Genomic DNA, 16902 nt, shown 5'->3' on the forward strand with positions numbered 1-16902 from the left:
AATACGGAATCAGTTGACCCATCGTGACCGCTCAGAGTACAAAACTGACTCCAGCGTGAGGGCCGTGTGCAAATCGGTCACGATCCCCGGAATGAACGGTCACGTTCGCCGGAATACGCACCGGCGTTGAGTCCCGGTCGTCCTGACCAGCTGACTCGGCCCCAACCCTATCATTGTCAATGCAGGATTCGTGTGAGATATATCTTAAAGCTGCGTAGGATCCTGAATTGGGCGTGGCGGCGACTGTCCGACCAGGGATGAGGAGGATTAACAATCAACCTGTTTCGCAAGGTAGGCTCTACCGACCTTCTTTGCATATCGAGTCTAATCTACCGACATATGCCTGAAGTCGTTAATTGAGAAAGACTCAGAAACAAGTTTAAACAATGAATCAGCCAACTGGTCATGCCGCTATAGCGTGGTCGGAAATTGACACAACAAATTATCCTGTGGTCGCAAAGCGAACGTTTAGATTTGGCGTAGGCTCGGGGATAAGCGGCGACGTATGATGCCGACCGGATCGGCCCCCTTGCTGGTTGCCATAACCGACCCCGGCAGAGAAGTTGGCTCTCGTAGATAAGCTCACGACGTGTTTTCCTCTACGCCCTTATAAAGAGACGTAATGAGCGGGCACTTCACGTCACCCTGCTCAGTGCAACATGCCTGCACCAGCCCCTCCAGCGTTCGCTCGATACGCCGCAGACTTGAAATTTTCTCACGCACCTTGGCGAGCTTCTGTCCGCCCAGTACCCGTGCTTCATCGCAATGGGTGCCGTCTTGCAGTGTTAGCAGTCCTCCGATTTCATCCAGGCTGAAGCCCAACCATTGGGCCGTTCGAATGAACTGAAGACGCGCCAACGCCTGATCGTCGTAATGGCGGATGCTTCCATAGGGTTTGTCAGGCTCTGCCACCAGTCCCCGGCGCTGGTAATAGCGGATGGTTTCCACTCCAATATTGGCGGCCTTGGCCAGGGCGCCAATGGTCATTGAACGTGGTTTCTTGGACATAGGGGGTTGATTCCGTAGCTGACTACGGGAGTAACCTTATCTCAGTCATCCATCTCATGAAAGGAGCCAACGTAATGTCTGAGCCCAAATCCGGTCGCGGTTCGCTGATCGCAGGGGGCGTTGCCGCCGTCCTGGCATCCGCCTGCTGTCTTGGTCCCCTGGTTTTAATCGCGTTAGGAGTTTCAGGCGCCTGGATCGGCAATCTGGCCGCCCTGGAACCCTATCGGCCCTGGTTCATCGGTGCGGCACTGGTGGCCATGGTGTTTGCCTGGCGCCGGATATACCGGCCTGCACAGGATTGCCAGCCGGGCGATGTTTGCGCGGTGCCGCAAGTACGCACAACCTACAAGGTTGTTTTCTGGATTGTCGCGCTGCTCATTCTGACTGCGCTGGCGTTCCCTTATGTTTTACCCCTATTTTACTGAGAGGCATAGCACCATGAAAAAATCACTGATCGCCACAGCGTTATTCCTGTTCGTTAGCCTGCCGGCCCTGGCAGCACCACAAACCGTCACCCTGTCAGTCCCTGGCATGACCTGTTCGGCCTGCCCGATCACCGTCAAGGCCGCTCTCAACCGGGTGGAGGGCGTGACCTCTGTGGATGTTCGTTATGAAGAACGCGATGCGACGGTCACCTTCGACGACGAGAAAACGACCGTTGAGGCACTGACGCAAGCCACCACCAACGCCGGCTATCCGTCCACGCTGAAACAATCTCAGGCAAAACAGGAGTAACCATGGCAAACCCCAAAACCCTGTTGCGGGTGAGCGTCATCGGCACGGTGCTGGTCGCCCTGTGCTGCTTTACCCCAATACTGGTGGTTTTGCTGGGAACCTTAGGCCTGGCAGCCCTCACCGGCTATCTCGACTACGTGCTTTTGCCCGCACTGGTCTTTTTTATTGGCCTGACCTGCTATGCCGTCTGGCGTAAAAAGAAACACGACGCCTGCTGCGACAGCCCTTCAACCAAGGAGTAACGTTTATGAGTGACAACAACCTGCACATTGCGGTGATTGGCAGCGGTGGCAGTGCCATGGCTGCGGCCCTGAAAGCGACGGAGCGCGGTGCCCGGGTGACGCTGATTGAGCGCGGCACCATCGGCGGAACCTGCGTCAACATTGGTTGCGTACCGTCCAAAATCATGATCCGGTCGGCGCATATCGCCCACCTTCGCCGGGAAAGCCCGTTTGACGACGGACTGAGTGCCCAGGCACCGGTGGTGGATCGTTCAGCCCTTCTGGCTCAGCAACAGGCCCGGGTGGAGGAGCTGCGCGAGTCCAAGTACCAGAGCATTCTCAATGACAATGCCGCGATTACCGTCCTCAAGGGCGAGGCGCGGTTCGTGGACGAGCGCACACTGACGGTTACGCTCAACGACGGCGGCGAGCAGACGGTGCACTTCGACCGGGCCTTTATCGGCACCGGTGCCCGGCCCGCCGAACCGCCTGTTCCGGGGCTATCCGAGACGCCCTATCTCACGTCCACCAGTGCGCTGGAGCTGGATCACATTCCCGAGCGCCTCGTTGTGATTGGTGCCTCGGTGGTGGCCATCGAGCTGGCTCAGGCCTTTGCCCGCCTTGGCAGTCGGGTCACCATTCTGGCCCGCAGCCGGGTGCTGTCTCAGGAAGACCCGGCGGTGGGTGAAGCCGTGGAAGCGGCCTTCCGTCGCGAGGGCATCGAGGTGCTCAAGCAGACCCAGGCCAGTGAGATTACCCACAATGGCCGGGTGTTCACCCTCCAAACCAACGCCGGCACCCTGGAGGCGGAGCAACTGCTGGTGGCCAGTGGCCGCACACCCAATACCGAGAACCTGAACCTGGAGGCCGTCGGCGTGGCTACCGAGCGCGGCGCGATCCGGATCGACAACCACCTGCAAACGACCGCGTCCGGCATTTATGCAGCCGGGGACTGCACCGATCAACCCCAGTTCGTCTACGTGGCTGCCGCCGGTGGTAGTCGGGCCGCCATTAACATGACCGGCGGTGACGCCAGCCTCGACCTCAGCGCCATGCCCGAGGTGATCTTTACCGATCCACAAGTGGCCACCGTCGGTCTGTCCGAGGCGGAGGCCCAGGCTCAGGGATACGACACCGACAGCCGCACCCTGACCCTCGATAACGTGCCCCGGGCCCTGGTTAACTTCGATACCGGGGGCTTCATCAAGATGGTCGCTGAGCGTGGCAGCGGACGATTGCTGGGTGTCCAGTCCGTCGCGGGCGAAGCCGGTGAGCTGATCCAGACGGCCGTCATGGCGCTGCGTGCGCGTATGACCGTGAACGACATTGCCGATGAGCTGTTCCCGTACCTGACCATGGTGGAGGGGCTCAAGCTCTGTGCCCAAACCTTCACCAAGGACGTGAAGCAATTGTCGTGCTGTGCGGGATAAGACGGTGCCGCCAATGTATAACATGGATGAGATCGTGGAACGGCTGGGTCTGACCGGCGAAAGGGAAGCCGCGCTTCATGTGACGCTGTTGCGCGAGCTTGCCCTGGGACAACCGGTCACTGTTGAGCGGCTCGCGAAGTCGCTCAACTGGACGACTGATGAGGCAGAGTTGGTGCTGGAAAAACTGCCCTGCGGGACCATCGAGTACGACGGCCAGGGACGGCTGATCGGCTCCGGCATCACACTGCGAGAAACCCCGCATGCATTTGTCATCAACGATCGGCCCCTTTACACCTGGTGTGCACTGGATGCCTTGATGTTTCCAACCGTTATTGGCGAACGGGCGCAGGTGCAATCGCGTTGCCCGCAGACGAACAACCCGATCAACATGACGATTACGCCACAGAGAGTGGTTTCGCTTGAGCCGGAGGACGCGGTCGTCTCTTTAGTGTCGGTGGCCGCATCGGGAGACATTCGAAGTGCGTTTTGTTGCGATGTCCTTTTCTTTGCCTCTCGACAGGCCGGGGAGGCCTGGGGGCGAGATAAACCAAGCGCGCAGCTGGTGACTGTGCAGGAAGGTTTCGAACTGGGACAGCGGATTGCGCACCTTATGCTCGACAGAGCAAGGCGTTACCAACATGACCTTTAATACCTGAATGTTCGATACCAATCTTGAACGTAGGTCAGCACCCAGGAGCTAGGCCATGTCATTTCCAAAGCGTTCCGTCGCTGCACCCTGTCTGTGCATCAAATCAGGAATTATCTGGACATGCGATTGGTGTATTCCTGTGGTGCCTCACCCGAACAACCGGACATGCACCCATTACACTGGCGATCGACGTGCATCGAATGTTCGCTTCTGTTTAGGTGCTTCTGGTCGCAAAGCGAACATTCGGAATGGCCTTCAATGCCGCCCAATTTGCCTCCGTTTGAGGCTCGGGGTTGTCGTGTTTAGTGGGGGAAGTCCAGACTGGATGGTGGGTCAAGGTTTGTTGAAGGATTTATCAAGGAAATGTCAAATCCCAAACTTAGGCTTTGACATGGGGTAAATATCCACACACCCTGAACGGCTGAGCAATGAACTGGCCGACCTGCCACGCCCGGACACGATCACAGCCCCCCCGATTGTTCCGGCTTGGCATGAAATTGATGCAAGGCTTTACCATCAAAGGTCGTCAGTTTGAAGGTGCGACGGTGGCCGATGGCGAAGTTGTTTTGTTGGGCGAAAGCGAGGTTTGTGAGTTCTTCAACAACACCATGATACCGAATCCCATGCATGTCCGTGGATTGCAGTTCAGGGTGCTAAGCCGACGCTACGCCGATGCACTAGCTGCCGGGCAGTTGGCGGCCGGCATCGTGGATTCAGGGCTGCACGACACCGTGCTGGTGCTGCCCGGAGAGAGGGTCCGGATTGCGCTGACCTTCACCGACTTCCCGGGACTCTATCCTTACCATTGTCACAATATGGAGCACGAGGACAATGGCATGATGCGCTATTACGAGGTGCACAAGGTCTAGGCAACTCAGCAGGGTTGGGTGAACTCCGGGACCGGCACGGCGGTCCCTCCTGCGTTTATTTCCCGGTTACGGATTCAACGTAGTGAGCAACGGCCTCGATCTGTTGCTCCGACAGCGAATCACCGAACGCTGGCATGATCCCCACGCCACTCTTTACCGCATTGCGGACCTGCTCCGCAGAGGGTTTGAGCTCGTCCAGATTGGGGCCAATTTCGCCAACCGATCCTGCATCGTTCAGTGCGTGACAGATGGTGCAGGAGGGTTGAGCCTGCTCGGTGAACACCTTCTTGCCCAGTTCGAGTTGTTCATCCGCCATCACGGTGGCAGACGCAGAGACAAGTACAGCGAATAACAGTGTACGTAGTGACATGGAAAATCCTGGTTCGGTCAAAGAAACGGGCGGCCCGGCGGGCGAACCGCCACAAGGTTCATGCATTTATGAAACGGTGACGGTCACGCCATGGTCTTTCCAACTGGTGTTGCCGTATCCGCGCTCGTTTTCCGTGCGTGTGGGCGGCTGGGTATTGCCCTCGGTGTCGGTTGCGCGGCTGACAATCCGGTGATCGCCGGCGCTCAGATCCATCGACACCACAAACGGCCGCCAGGCATAACGCCCCATGTCGGGCCCAAGGAAGCGGGCGGTCTTCCAGGTTTCGCCACCGTCGGCTGACACCTCCACCTTGCTGACAGCATTCATGCCGCCGAAGGCAACGCCGTACACCAGGTTTTTGCCCTGGCTGGCGGTGGTCAGGGGGGCGGTAACCCAGGATTTGACCGGCATCTCCCACATGGACGGCTGATCGGGTGCTCCTTTCTCGCCAATGGGACGAATGCGATAGCCGGAGGCCTGAATCTTGGCGTCCGACTGGCCCTCGGTGAACGCCACCCGATCCACGTATTTCACGTTGTTGACCCCGAAATAGCCGGGCACAACCATGCGCAAAGGGCCGCCGTGGGCCAGGGGCATGGGCTCATCATTCATGTCCCAGGCCAGCAGGGCCTGATCCAGAGCCTTCAGGGGAATGGACCGTTCCACCATAATGGTTTTCGGGTCCAGCCCGGCAGGCAGGCTCTCGCCGCCCGTGCTGGTGATGTAATTCATCCCGGGTTTCACGCCGCCCAGTTTTGCGACAACCTCCCGTAATGGCACACCGGTCCAGATCAGGCAACCGGCCGCACCTGTGCCCCACTGGGTGCCCCCCGGCCCGTGCTGATAGTAGGCCCGCCCGTTTCCTGAACACTGAAGCACCGTGGTCACAGTTTCCACGCCGATTTTTTTAAGGTCGCCAAGGGTCAGGGACTGGGGGCCATTCACGCCTTCAAAAGTCACTTTCCAGGCATCGCGGTCAGCAACGATATCGGCATTCGGGGCTGGCAGATTGTTGCGCACGTACAATTTGTCACTGTCAGTGACCACACCACTGCCAATCGCTCCCCGTTCGGTTTCGATGGTGTTGGCACTGTGAACGATGACGTCATTGGCGTTTTTCCAGCGAACGTAGTCCGGCAGCGTTTTGGGCTCTGCGGCTTTGGCCAGCGGGCTGAGCCCCAGCAGACTGACGGACGCCATGGCACCGGCGGAGCCCAATAAAAGGCGCCGACGGCTCATTTGGATTGACTCTGCCGGAGACTGGGAGGCAATGGCGGGCGAATCATTGATCGACATGGTATTTCCCTCATTGTTGATCACTCCGGACTGGTTCCGGTTTTGTTGTTGGGCTGATTGCGAATGCATGAGTTAAGTGTAGGGATTGATTAGAAAATAACCACCGAGGTCGGTTCAGGAAGCACTCATCGCTGACTTGTCGATGGGTGGCACATTGCCCGATGGCGCCACAACCAGTAAGCCCGATGCCCGCATCGGCAACCCAATAACTTCCAGCTCGTTGTCACGGGTTCGAAAATCACCGGCACGGGCCACGGCCTGTCGCACGTCCGGATTCCGGAAAAACACGCGCTCCGATATTTGGTACTGAACGATCAGGCTGTTGCCCAGCCGCACGGCGTAGGCCTCGGCGGGCTCGCCACCTACTCTGGTTGTCCAACGGGCCAGAACGCGGCCATTGGCCCACTGCATGGGCGGCGACAGGTCGGCGTCGTCAGACGGCGTGCGCAGATCGTTGCCCACCACCCGCTGATAATCGGCCAGCACGTCGTTGACCATGGGAATCTGACTGGCCACCGCCATCTGATTGGGATCTTCGGGCGTCAGGCTGGGTACCAGAAGCATCGCCGCCAGCACCATGGCCACCGCCCAGCCGCCGCCTCCGATGACAGCCGATGGGCTCAGGCGGGTCAACCAGTGTTTCAGGCCTTCCAGAGGCTTCTGACCGACCGGGCGCCTGTCGCTGGTCTGGACGCTGGCAAGGGTATCGTCGAGGCGCTTGGCAAATGCGGGGGACAATCTGGGCGCGGGTATCTCTTGTAGTCGTTCAGAAAGCATCCGCTGGCGTTCGGCATCGTGTCGGCAGGCCTCACAGCCAGCAAGGTGAGCTTCAACCAGAGTGATGTGATGCTCATCCAGCTCGCCATCGGCATAGCCCGCCAGCCAGTCCTGAATCTGGTGGTGCAGGTCAGACCACTGATGGGATTCCGAAGAGGGGGTGATAGAGGGCTTATCACTCATGGGGGGTCACCCTTGTGTGCGTGTTGTCACTGGCAGCCGGATTGTCGGATGCCACCTTGATCAATCGCTCGGCCAGCAGGCGACGGCCTCGTGACAGGCGGCTCATCACCGTGCCTGGCGCCAGGTCCAGAATCTGCGCAATGTCCTGATAGCTCAGATCTTCAAAGTCCCTCAACAGAACCACCTGCCGGAAGTTGTCCGGCAGGTCGCGAACGGCGGCCATCACCTGCGCATCGGTCTGATGTTTCAGTGCCTGCTCGAACGGGCCGGGAGCGGCGCAGGGGTGTTCGCTCAGCACGGCGTCTTCGGTTGTGAGTACCGGGGCCAGTTGCCGCCGCCGATTGTCCCGGCGGTAGCCATCGGCAACCACACGGTTGAGAATTCTGAGCAGCCAGGCATAGATTGCTACCTGGTCGTCCAACTGGCCAAAATCCCGCCAGGCCCGAAGCAGGGTTTCCTGAGTATAGTCTTCCGCTATTTCAGTCGAGGCGGACTGGCGTTGCGCAACACCGTACAGCCGGTAACGCCAGGGGCGTACTAGGGTGTCAAACTGCTGCTTGCTTCCGGTGCTGCGCATTTTGTGTGCCCGTTTGGAATCGGTGGACTTGTTAACCAAAGACGTCGCCTGTGTTCAGTTTATTCCCTGTCGCCACATTTTTTTACGGGTTGCCGGGAACCGCAATCCAGAACGGGAACTTGCCGTCCACGGGTTGCCGGCGAACGACCTTCAAGGATTGGCTGTCAATCACGGCAATCTGGTTATCCGCCGTGACAGAGGCGTATATGAACCGGCCGTCACGGCTGGCGCGAACGCCATGGGGGCCGACGCCCACATCGACGTTCTTGACAATTTCCAGGCTTTCGGGGTCGATCAGGGTCACGGCGGACGCGGAAATCGCCCCGGTCGCGATGTATTTCCCGCCGGGCACCACGTCGATGCCGCCATGCCCACTGCCCACCTTGAAGGTTTTCAGCATGGTTTCACTGGCCAGGTCCATCACGCCCACGTTGCCCGTAAAGTCGCGCAGCCACAGCCGTTGGCCGTTGGCGCTGATGTCAACGTTGTGAGGCGTCTCAAGCCCCGGCGTCGGAATCTGATGCTGTTTTTCCAGGGTTTGCATGTTCACGACTGCCAGAGCGCCTTCGCCCTGCAAAGTGACGTAGGCAAATTTGCCGTCGGCGCTGTAGATGAGATTGTGGGGTACCTTGCCCACCGGAATTTTCTTCACCAGTTCGAGGGTGTTCATGTCGATCACTGCAACGTCGCCCTGGGTCGGCGCAACCGCAAGGCCATAGCGGCCATCCGGTGAGATCTTGACGCCCTGGGCCACCTCGCCTATCGCCACACTGGCCATGACGTCGCCATTGGCCGTATCCAGAACATAGACATTACCGGTTTTAAAACCAGACACCATCAGGCGAGAGCCATCCGGGCTCAGAGCATCGTAGTGCGCCCCTGCCACGCCAGGCCAGGCCTGTTTTGACGGTAAGGCTCTTACAATACCGCTGTTCTGGACGGCCACATAAAGCGGATCGCGGATGGCGTTCTCCAGGCTCAGCTCTGGGGCCGACCGGGCGGTTGGACCTTCCCGGGATGGCGCTACTGACTGACCCAGCACCGCCTGTCGCAACTGGTACACGTCCTTGCCGGACAGGTTCTGGCCCGCAATCGCCTTGATCTCCTCAGCGGTGTAGGGCTGAAACTCTCCCGCAAGACGCTGCTCGTTACCAAAGGCTGTCAACACGTAGTTCAGCACATCCGCGATCTGCTGGTTCGTGAGGGCACCGCCCCAGGCGGGCATGTTGCCGTTGTACGCCGTGCCCCCCACTTCGATGGACCCCGTCAAACCGTATTGCAGCACGTGGCCAAGATACTGGCGGCCACCAATGCCGTCGGTGGCGTTGTACAGTTCAGCGGTGTGGTTTTTCTGGGGCGGAAACGAGCCCGGTATGCCCTGGCCCTGTGCCTGATGGCAGGCCGCACACTGCTGGCTGTAAACCTTGGCCCCGCGCTCGAAGCGGGTGGATTCAGCCGCATTGGCAGACAAGCTGATACCGATTGCCGTTCCGGCAACAGCGATGAAGGATAGAACGTATTGGCCGATGGTTGGATGCATGCTGAAAGCCCCGAACGCTGAATGAAAGCCGACCGCCTCCATGCTGTGGCAACGCGATGCCAAGATCGAGCCGGTCGGATAAGAACTCAGGGGCCAAGGGCGTTGCCGGGCCGGAATTTATTCCCGACGTAGGTTTGGAACCTGTTCAGATCATGGGCCCCTGCAGACCGTTACGGGCAAGATGCAGTGCGATGGCAGCCATCATGGCACCGAACCAAATCACGGACGCAGTGCTGGCACCTGCAAAAAAGCCACCAGGCTGCCACGAATCACATTGAAAAAGGCTACAACGGCCAACCCCGACGGGCCAGAAACTGTTGAATCATTTACATTAGGTTCAGTCAGGAAGATGTGCTGATGGATCTGGTGATTGAGGATCAGGACGTGGGCCTTCGCCGGAGTTTCGGGACCACTTCTTCGCAGACGGTATCAGCCTGGACTCGCTGAGCCGCGCACCCGCCATCGTTTACGGCCCAAACGACCAGTTACAGCATCGGTTCATGGACAGCTTTGGGTATCACGGCGGTTTTCGCTATCACCTGTGCCCGTCCTCGCAGGGATTTGTCCAGTTTGCACTGGCCGGAGTGGGTTACGGCATGATTGCAGAAAATCAGGCCCTGAGTGTTCCGCTGTATTGGCATTTCTGGCGACACAGCGGCCACACCATTCAGTTTCTGACAACCCGGCTTGAGCGATTTTTTAACAGAGCGTCGTAATACCCACCCCGGGCGATTGCGTCCAGCATTTCAGGCCAGTGCAATCATCGGAGTCACCGCAAGCCCGCCACCGATCAGCAGTACAAACAACATCAGTGCCAGAGCAAAAGGCTTGATCCCCAGGGCGCGAAGCTTCGACATGCGCGTTTCATAACCCAGCGCTGCCATAGCCATGGTAAGTGCGATCTGGCCCGTCAGCGTCAGGCTTTCGTGCAAGGCTTCCGGCAGCGTGACAACGCTGTTAAACAGCGCCACCGCCACAAAACCGAACGCGAACCAGGGAACGGTCAGTTTACCGACGGATTGGGTGCCATCCTGTCTGGTTGCGTGGCGATTGAGCCACCATCTGCCCACCAGCAGCAGGAACGGTACCAACAGCATCACGCGTACCAGCTTGACGACAACCGCGTTCGCCAGCGCCTCTGGGCCAATTGCATTGCCGGCCGCAACCACTTGAGCGACCTCGTGCACGGTGGCACCGATGTAAATGCCATACAGGCCCTGATCCCAGCCGATCATCGAAAACAACACGGGCTCCACCACCATGGCCAGGCTACCGAACAATACAACCGTTGCCACTGCCATGGACGTAGTGGCAGGCCGCGCCCGAATCGTGGCTTCCGTTGCCAGAATGGCCGCCGCCCCGCATATGGCGCTTCCCGCACTGGTCAGCAGGGCAGTCTCCGGGTCCAGCTTGAACCAGCGGGTGCCCAGTTGGTAGCCAACAAACAAAACAGTGACAATGACCAACAGATCCAGAACCACAATGCGCGGCCCCAACGCAAAGACCTGCTGCATGGTGACGGAAAATCCGAACAGCACAATGCCTGTGCGCAACAGCCAGCGGGTCGAAAATTTCAGTCCGGCCTCAACGGATTGGCTTTTCCATGGCATGGGAAGATTCCCGACGATGACCCCCAGCACCAGAGCAAACACCAGCGGGCTGACGCGGTCGCCTGTCAGCGCGGTGAGCAAAAAACCACCGATGGTGAATAGAACACATAACCCAAGACCTTTGTACATAACGCTTTCCTTTATTATCTAATGGAATTACGTTATGCCTTAAATTGTTATCTGTAAAATGAATAAAAAAGGAGATATAAATCGAATATGTAGATTAGTGGTGTTTAATCCGCTGCTATTGTCTCGTGCGCCTTACCTTTTAACCTGTAGTTTGATAAGCTCCGCGCCCGCTGTCGGTGGGCAATTCCGACCCGTTTTCCCGCGTTTTACTCTCGTTGTCACCGCAAGTTGTGTTCGTAACCTGCCTTTTCGTTGATAAAGAGAACCCGCTGACACCCTTCCTGTTTTGACGAGTGCACTGGAAACTCAACTATGGTTAACAAACTCAAAGCCGACTGGCTTTCCAACATCCGAGGCGATTTACTGGCCGGCATCGTGGTTGCACTGGTTCTGGAGCGCTAAACAGCAACTTCTGGGGCTGGTTCAGCCTGGACATCAGGGCCGAGTTTTTGATCGAGACTTTCTGCGGGTCTGGGACACACGTTCTGCATTGAGTAACGGTTAAGGACTTTATGTTGCGACGGTTGGCCAGCAAGCAAGAAATCGCTAGCAGCTCGTGCCGGAATCCCTGCCGCGTTTTAATCAGACCCGCGAGAGCCTCGTTCGAACTCTTGAAGTAGCGCGTTGGGCCATCAAAGTTTCAGAGGTGTATTATCCAGACGCGTTAAGTGGTTCCTTGAGGACAAACGATGTGTCTTATGATGGAGCTATAAACGTCGTTGCACTTTCCACCGAGTGTCATTGAATGGGGTGGAGTCCGATCATAGCCGAGCAGACAAACCTTCTTGTCCTTAATGCCTCCATCGAAGCACTCCGCGCTGGCGAGCAGCGCCGAGGCTTTTCCGTCATTGCCGATGAGGTTCGAACCCCGGCCCAGCGCAATCAGAGATCTACTGAAGAATTGGCATTGACTGCTGAAGCCGAGATCCATGGAGTAGTCGAGGCGACAACAAACATTGTCGACGGCATCCGCAATTCATTTAAAGGTTTTCGCTGAGATCTCAAGAACCATGCAGGAAAGTTCAAGGTCTGGAGCCGCTTTTGAATATACGTTCTGATTGACGAGAGCAAAACTTCCTCCAGCGATACCAATGATTGTTGCGTATTCGTCTATCTTTAATGTTCGCTTTTGTTTAGCTGGGTCTAGAGTAAGCCCTGGTCGCAAAGCGAACATTCAGACTTGAGGATAACGCCTCTAATGTTTTGAAGTCTTCCCTTGATTCACAAATTATGTGGTCATAGAGGGTCGGCCGGGATTCTGGCAACCCCCTAAGTTTCTATCCGCCCAAAATCAGCGGGACGGGTGTAGTTTTCTTCCGCTTTGACGGAGATCTGGTCCATCATGGCTTGGCCTCCCGTATAAAACTGCCCTGCGACATCAGACGGGTCCACCACATGTTGACCGTACCGACCACCAGGCGCATGTGACTGGAGATACACCCGAAGATCGACAACATCACCAAAATTATCTTTCGAGACATCGTACCGGCCTACGCCGTTGCTCACCCCTGTAGGCCCCCGATCCAGCTTAAGCGCCTCAATGACTGTGTTTGATACGGCTTCGGCGCCATACTTTACGCCCGCTGCAAGTAAGGCGTCGTGTATGGTATTTGTTTCCTGCTGCGATAAATCATCCGATCCGGCTGTCACTGTTAGTTCACCGGCTGAGATCGAGAATCCCCAGTCTTTCTGAATAAGATCAGGCGATAAGTTGGCGATAGCCGCATCGTAGGAATATTTCAGATCGGCAGAAGCAGCACCTAGGTCCTTGGATAAAAGTTTAACCACTTTCGATAGGCGGGCACCTACCTCTTCATTGGTTTCCGTCGAGGCAACGTAGACATCAGTGATAATGCCTCCGGCTTCAGGCAATGCTGATTTATCCAGGCCATGGTAGACCACAGATGGTAGCTCGTCATTTCGAGCATTGGCATCAATCGGTGTACTGCGGACGATTTTGGCTGTTCCGTTAGAGTACACATCCTGTTGATTCGTCAAACGCGACAAGTGGTTCAAGTCCACTCTGTTAACCTCCATCAAAAGACTCTATTAAGTTATCGGAGTATTCCCGCAGAACTTTAATTACTCAACCGACGACGAATCGACAGCTTCCAAAGCCTATGAATGTTCGGCGACAATTAGGACGACCGGTTAACGACAATTATCTTGGCCGGTTGGGTGTAACAATTAGCCCCTGGTTTTCCACGGTGGAGCAATGGGGGCTGGGCCAACACATACCCCTCTTTGTCAGTCTCGTTGTCCCGTTGGCGATTTTGCCTGAATTTAAACAATCAGGAGCGGCATGGGAACATTCATGCCACCTTGTTACACCAAACTGCTGCAGTTAATCTGAATTCAGGGATAAAAGCGCGGTGATTAGCTTGGAATCTCTGAAGAAAAGCTCTGACTCGAATGTCCGCTTTTGTTTAAATTCGAGCACTCGCATTTGCATTGATCGTCATCATGGCGAGTACATTTACCCTTCTGCACCTCGCTATCAATGTATACACACGGCCAGAGGAGCGGCGCCTGCAGCTAAAGCTAAACCGAGATGACGCCCCAGTTGAAGTGAAAACAGGTGCAGGTCATATTCGGTTCGGTTTCGGCCGGGCGTAAATAGCGACACGCTCGCTAGCGCATACCTTTTTACCTTCAACCAGCCCTCTCATAGCGTACAGTTTGCTATCATGAGGTCACCAACAAAGGTGACACTGAAAACAGATGCTCGCAATTTTGATGACACTTGGATCAAATTCCGCGATCGGGCCGAGAAGAATGCTATGTAGCGAGAGCATTTGGCAATCTAGGTGGAAGCTATGTGTCAATTAACGCACCAACTGGCTGTTTCAAAAAGCAGCTGTTCCGCCCCCAGATCCGAGAAGCATGAAACCAGTCGCTCCAAAGTCACGACAAAATCACGACAATTGCTCCGGAAACCTCGTCATTACTGAGGTGAGAGTGCCGCCTCCGGGCACCATGAATTCAATGACTTAGCCCGCCTTGTGCGGGCTTTGTTGTTTCTGGACCACTCGCCACTCTCATACAGCATTGACCGTGTCTTGCACCGCACGTAGGAACTCCGCGCTGCACGTGTACAGTCCGTCAGCTAAAGGGCGCCTCGCAACAACACTGGAAACGGAATTCTTCATGCCATACTGGAAAATACTCGGCTTACTTTCCCTTCTGACCGCTCTCACCGCCTGTGATAACAATGCCCGAAGCGAACTTCTTTGCACGGCAGAGTATCAATACAACACGTCGGGCGCCGATGCTGCGATCGCCGTCGTGCGTCAGATCGGTGACGAACACGACTACGTGGTAGGCAACAATGTGGCGCGGTTTCTAATTCTACGGGGTGCTGATACCGGCAACGTTGACGACTTTGACGAAGCCAATGCCGTGTTGAGTGCGATGAAACCAGCGTCAGCCGACGATCCAGAACTTATTATCTCCCGATATATTAGCGTCCTTCGATTTCTAGCAATTGCTAATGGTAGCGACCGCAACGGCGCCCGCCAGGAGTTGACTCAATACTGTCGCGAGTCGACCCAGCCAGAAGCTGAGTGCCTTAGAAATACCATGACCGAAATATTCGAGCACATCGCCCTTTCTGACGGAACGAAGAATAATTCGTACAAAGATCTCTCGAACCTTTTCAACGAAACCTACCGGTCTGAGTTCAATGACCCTAGTTTGGATGTGCTACGCGACTACTCTCGCTCTGTGGTCACCAGTTGCGGAACGAATGAGTAGCCTGCTCTTAGAAAATTTCTGAACCAATTCGCAAAAGGTTCGGGACCGCTCCTGAAATAACTACAGGTCATCCAGCAGAGGTTTGGTACCAGAGCCAACAAACTGTTGAGCCATCAGATAATCCGCCACAGCCCGGTAAGCCGGCAAGGAAGTCGGATCATTCGCCGCATTGCCGGCAACCGGGTTGGAGGCAAAGCGGACGATGACCATATCGGCAGCAGGATCTATCCAGATCGTTTGGCCATGCACACCGCGCGCCGCGAACGCCCCGTGGTCGTCGTGGCTGACCCACCACATGCCACGATAGCTCCAGCCATCGAGAAGTTCATATCCGGCTTTGGCAAACACCGCCCGGTCGCCACCATTGCGAATACTGGCAATCGCCTGAGCCGGGATAATCTGCTCGCCGGCCCACTTGCCCTCGTTCAGCACGAGTAGACCGATTCGCGCCATATCACGCAACGTGGCGTTGAATCCGCCACCCGCAAATGGAGTACCTATGGAATCGACCGTATAGAAAGCTTCACGCTCTGCCCCGATCTTTGACCAGATACGCTCGGAAAAGTAGTCGGCAACCGAAACCCCGGTCGTTCTTGCGATCAGCCAGCCCACCACATCTGAATTAATGGTTTTGTAGCCGAACGCTTCACCATGCTCTCCGTCTTTTCTGACCGTTTTCAGGTAATCGAAGTAGCTTCGGGGCCCTTCACGTTGTTCGCTCACCAGATACGGGCTCCCGGCCCTGGCATAGGTCCAGACTTCGGCATCAGGATCAGAGTAGTCTTCCGAGTAGTCCAGCGCGGTGGTCATATCCAGAACCTGGCGAACCGTTGCATCACCGAATGCACTGCGCCCCAGTTCGGGAATGATGTCTCCCACCAAAGCGGCTTCATCCAGCGTGCCTTCGGCCATCAACACCTCGCCGAGAAGCCCCGTCAGGCTTTTGGTAACGGACATTGCGCCGTGCAGAGTGTGCTCATCAAGGCAGCCATCGTAACGCTCATAAACCACCCTGCCCTGGTGCAGAACCAGGATGCCATCGGTGTAATTCGCGTCAAAGGCGTCGCGCCAGGTCATCGGCGCCTTACCTCCCAGGGGCAAGAACTCGACCCCGTCTATACCGGCGTCGATGTCTACGGGAAGCTCACTGACACCCTCGCTGCCATTACGTACCACCGTCGTCGGCATCAGCTCCCGGAAATGACAGACCGTCCAGCGCAGTTTAGGAAAGGCAAAATAGTCCGGATCCGTGAAGCGAATCGTTTTGTCGGGCGCCGGAGGAAAACCTTGCATCAGGCCGAGAGCGTCTGGAGTGGAGTCCGGCGCAGACAGCGGTGTCGCTTCCTGGGCCACAGCAGTCCCGCCAAGCAACAGAGACAGCGCAAAGCCGAGATGTACAGCTGAGTTCATTGTCTTTTCCTTATTCAAAGCAGCCACTCAATTGGCAGTATCGACAACAGGAAAATCCCCGTGCGTTGCAAAAATCCTGTATTGGGTTCCTGCTCATGGCGGATGACATCGCCATCAACGTGCTCTACCCAATAAAGCTCACCGTTCTCGGTTAGTCGAACTTCGTAAGCCCGCAACGGGATGCTTTCTTCAAAGGCCTCGTGGATCTTTTCTGAAAGCGCCGGGTGCGTAAACCGCTGAAGGTTGCCACCCATTCCACGTGAAGCCTGCCACCCGGACCGGAGCAAGGCTGCCACCCATCGGAGCGTAGCGACGCGGGGTTTCTCTTCTTACTCCGAAGTCTCA

The 16902-nt window shown here is 56.6% G+C and carries 18 protein-coding genes and 1 pseudogene; 9 read left to right on the top strand and 10 right to left on the bottom strand.

Annotation, left to right across the window (positions count from 1 at the left end; genetic code table 11):
* Window positions 1–582: 582 nt before the first annotated feature.
* The gene (locus tag QPL98_RS18825; protein ID WP_008175593.1) at window positions 583–1008 is read right to left on the bottom strand and encodes a MerR family DNA-binding protein; all 426 of its coding nucleotides are present in this window, start codon (window positions 1006–1008) and stop codon (window positions 583–585) included.
* Window positions 1009–1082: 74 nt separating this feature from the next.
* Between QPL98_RS18825 and merT the strand changes: the two genes are divergently transcribed.
* The 6 genes from merT to QPL98_RS18855 all read left to right on the top strand — a co-directional run bounded on the left by merT (window position 1083) and on the right by QPL98_RS18855 (window position 4912).
* Window positions 1083–1433, top strand: coding sequence for a mercuric ion transporter MerT (merT, locus tag QPL98_RS18830; RefSeq protein ID WP_008175596.1), 351 nt, complete (start codon window positions 1083–1085; stop codon window positions 1431–1433).
* A gap of 13 nt (window positions 1434–1446) precedes the next feature.
* Window positions 1447–1743: a mercury resistance system periplasmic binding protein MerP gene (gene merP, locus QPL98_RS18835; RefSeq protein ID WP_008175598.1), complete on the top strand. Its 297-nt coding sequence runs from the start codon at window positions 1447–1449 to the stop codon at window positions 1741–1743.
* A gap of 2 nt (window positions 1744–1745) precedes the next feature.
* Window positions 1746–1985 carry a mercury resistance system transport protein MerF gene (merF, locus tag QPL98_RS18840; protein ID WP_008175600.1) on the top strand — a complete coding sequence of 80 codons (240 nt, stop codon included), beginning with the start codon at window positions 1746–1748 and terminating at the stop codon, window positions 1983–1985.
* A 5-nt stretch (window positions 1986–1990) separates the two neighbouring features.
* Window positions 1991–3394 carry a mercury(II) reductase gene (merA, locus tag QPL98_RS18845; protein WP_008175602.1) on the top strand — a complete coding sequence of 468 codons (1404 nt, stop codon included), beginning with the start codon at window positions 1991–1993 and terminating at the stop codon, window positions 3392–3394.
* 13 nt (window positions 3395–3407) lie between these two features.
* Window positions 3408–4043 carry an organomercurial lyase MerB gene (gene merB, locus QPL98_RS18850; RefSeq protein WP_008175605.1) on the top strand — a complete coding sequence of 212 codons (636 nt, stop codon included), beginning with the start codon at window positions 3408–3410 and terminating at the stop codon, window positions 4041–4043.
* A 491-nt stretch (window positions 4044–4534) separates the two neighbouring features.
* Window positions 4535–4912, top strand: coding sequence for a multicopper oxidase domain-containing protein (locus QPL98_RS18855; protein ID WP_069184690.1), 378 nt, complete (start codon window positions 4535–4537; stop codon window positions 4910–4912).
* 55 nt (window positions 4913–4967) lie between these two features.
* Here QPL98_RS18855 and QPL98_RS18860 read toward each other — a convergent pair whose 3' ends face one another.
* The 5 genes from QPL98_RS18860 to QPL98_RS18880 form a co-directional block, all read right to left on the bottom strand.
* Window positions 4968–5282 (bottom strand): cytochrome c, encoded by a 315-nt coding sequence (locus tag QPL98_RS18860; RefSeq protein WP_069184689.1) that lies wholly within the window; start codon window positions 5280–5282, stop codon window positions 4968–4970.
* A 66-nt stretch (window positions 5283–5348) separates the two neighbouring features.
* Window positions 5349–6578, bottom strand: a complete 1230-nt coding sequence (locus QPL98_RS18865) for a sulfite oxidase (protein WP_083231865.1) — start codon at window positions 6576–6578, stop codon at window positions 5349–5351.
* A 114-nt stretch (window positions 6579–6692) separates the two neighbouring features.
* Window positions 6693–7538: an anti-sigma factor gene (locus QPL98_RS18870; protein ID WP_069184688.1), complete on the bottom strand. Its 846-nt coding sequence runs from the start codon at window positions 7536–7538 to the stop codon at window positions 6693–6695.
* Complete coding sequence (locus QPL98_RS18875; protein WP_141697240.1) at window positions 7531–8115, bottom strand: RNA polymerase sigma factor; 585 nt, start codon at window positions 8113–8115, stop codon at window positions 7531–7533. The genes QPL98_RS18870 and QPL98_RS18875 overlap by 8 nt, the downstream gene beginning before the upstream one ends.
* A gap of 82 nt (window positions 8116–8197) precedes the next feature.
* On the bottom strand, window positions 8198–9655 hold the full coding sequence (locus QPL98_RS18880; RefSeq protein WP_205632675.1) for a cytochrome D1 domain-containing protein: 1458 nt from the start codon (window positions 9653–9655) through the stop codon (window positions 8198–8200).
* A gap of 500 nt (window positions 9656–10155) precedes the next feature.
* Here QPL98_RS18880 and QPL98_RS18885 point away from each other — a divergent pair, with 500 nt between their 5' ends.
* Window positions 10156–10371, top strand: coding sequence for a hypothetical protein (locus tag QPL98_RS18885; protein WP_069184685.1), 216 nt, complete (start codon window positions 10156–10158; stop codon window positions 10369–10371).
* Window positions 10372–10401: 30 nt separating this feature from the next.
* On the opposite strand, the gene QPL98_RS18890 is transcribed toward QPL98_RS18885, so the two are convergent.
* Window positions 10402–11394, bottom strand: a complete 993-nt coding sequence (locus tag QPL98_RS18890; protein WP_069184684.1) for a YeiH family protein — start codon at window positions 11392–11394, stop codon at window positions 10402–10404.
* A gap of 763 nt (window positions 11395–12157) precedes the next feature.
* On the opposite strand from QPL98_RS18890, the pseudogene QPL98_RS18895 reads away from it, so the two are divergent.
* Window positions 12158–12358: pseudogene (locus QPL98_RS18895) on the top strand (methyl-accepting chemotaxis protein); the annotation flags it as partial.
* 305 nt (window positions 12359–12663) lie between these two features.
* On the opposite strand, the gene QPL98_RS18900 reads toward QPL98_RS18895, so the two are convergent.
* On the bottom strand, window positions 12664–13416 hold the full coding sequence (locus QPL98_RS18900) for a hypothetical protein (protein ID WP_303293801.1): 753 nt from the start codon (window positions 13414–13416) through the stop codon (window positions 12664–12666).
* 1125 nt (window positions 13417–14541) lie between these two features.
* Here QPL98_RS18900 and QPL98_RS18905 point away from each other — a divergent pair.
* A complete protein-coding gene (locus tag QPL98_RS18905; RefSeq protein ID WP_153740608.1) occupies window positions 14542–15147 on the top strand; it encodes a hypothetical protein in 606 nt (201 codons plus the stop codon).
* A gap of 60 nt (window positions 15148–15207) precedes the next feature.
* Here the strand turns inward: QPL98_RS18905 and QPL98_RS18910 are convergent, their stop codons facing one another.
* Complete coding sequence (locus QPL98_RS18910; RefSeq protein WP_153740607.1) at window positions 15208–16557, bottom strand: serine hydrolase; 1350 nt, start codon at window positions 16555–16557, stop codon at window positions 15208–15210.
* A 14-nt stretch (window positions 16558–16571) separates the two neighbouring features.
* A complete protein-coding gene (locus tag QPL98_RS18915; protein WP_303293802.1) occupies window positions 16572–16811 on the bottom strand; it encodes a hypothetical protein in 240 nt (79 codons plus the stop codon).
* Window positions 16812–16902 lie beyond the last annotated feature (91 nt).

This window comes from Marinobacter sp. ST-43 (genome assembly GCF_030541085.1).
GTDB lineage: Bacteria > Pseudomonadota > Gammaproteobacteria > Pseudomonadales > Oleiphilaceae > Marinobacter > Marinobacter nauticus.

What these genes read in the sequence shown, in the direction of transcription:
- QPL98_RS18825 (WP_008175593.1), bottom strand. Translation starts at nt 1,008, where the DNA reads ATGTCCAAGAAACCACGTTCAATGACCATTGGCGCCCTGGCCAAGGCC.
- merT (WP_008175596.1), top strand. Translation starts at nt 1,083, where the DNA reads ATGTCTGAGCCCAAATCCGGTCGCGGTTCGCTGATCGCAGGGGGCGTT.
- merP (WP_008175598.1), top strand. Translation starts at nt 1,447, where the DNA reads ATGAAAAAATCACTGATCGCCACAGCGTTATTCCTGTTCGTTAGCCTG.
- merF (WP_008175600.1), top strand. Translation starts at nt 1,746, where the DNA reads ATGGCAAACCCCAAAACCCTGTTGCGGGTGAGCGTCATCGGCACGGTG.
- merA (WP_008175602.1), top strand. Translation starts at nt 1,991, where the DNA reads ATGAGTGACAACAACCTGCACATTGCGGTGATTGGCAGCGGTGGCAGT.
- merB (WP_008175605.1), top strand. Translation starts at nt 3,408, where the DNA reads ATGTATAACATGGATGAGATCGTGGAACGGCTGGGTCTGACCGGCGAA.
- QPL98_RS18855 (WP_069184690.1), top strand. Translation starts at nt 4,535, where the DNA reads ATGAAATTGATGCAAGGCTTTACCATCAAAGGTCGTCAGTTTGAAGGT.
- QPL98_RS18860 (WP_069184689.1), bottom strand. Translation starts at nt 5,282, where the DNA reads ATGTCACTACGTACACTGTTATTCGCTGTACTTGTCTCTGCGTCTGCC.
- QPL98_RS18865 (WP_083231865.1), bottom strand. Translation starts at nt 6,578, where the DNA reads ATGTCGATCAATGATTCGCCCGCCATTGCCTCCCAGTCTCCGGCAGAG.
- QPL98_RS18870 (WP_069184688.1), bottom strand. Translation starts at nt 7,538, where the DNA reads ATGAGTGATAAGCCCTCTATCACCCCCTCTTCGGAATCCCATCAGTGG.
- QPL98_RS18875 (WP_141697240.1), bottom strand. Translation starts at nt 8,115, where the DNA reads ATGCGCAGCACCGGAAGCAAGCAGCAGTTTGACACCCTAGTACGCCCC.
- QPL98_RS18880 (WP_205632675.1), bottom strand. Translation starts at nt 9,655, where the DNA reads ATGCATCCAACCATCGGCCAATACGTTCTATCCTTCATCGCTGTTGCC.
- QPL98_RS18885 (WP_069184685.1), top strand. Translation starts at nt 10,156, where the DNA reads ATGGACAGCTTTGGGTATCACGGCGGTTTTCGCTATCACCTGTGCCCG.
- QPL98_RS18890 (WP_069184684.1), bottom strand. Translation starts at nt 11,394, where the DNA reads ATGTACAAAGGTCTTGGGTTATGTGTTCTATTCACCATCGGTGGTTTT.
- QPL98_RS18905 (WP_153740608.1), top strand. Translation starts at nt 14,542, where the DNA reads ATGCCATACTGGAAAATACTCGGCTTACTTTCCCTTCTGACCGCTCTC.
- QPL98_RS18910 (WP_153740607.1), bottom strand. Translation starts at nt 16,557, where the DNA reads ATGAACTCAGCTGTACATCTCGGCTTTGCGCTGTCTCTGTTGCTTGGC.
- QPL98_RS18915 (WP_303293802.1), bottom strand. Translation starts at nt 16,811, where the DNA reads ATGGGTGGCAACCTTCAGCGGTTTACGCACCCGGCGCTTTCAGAAAAG.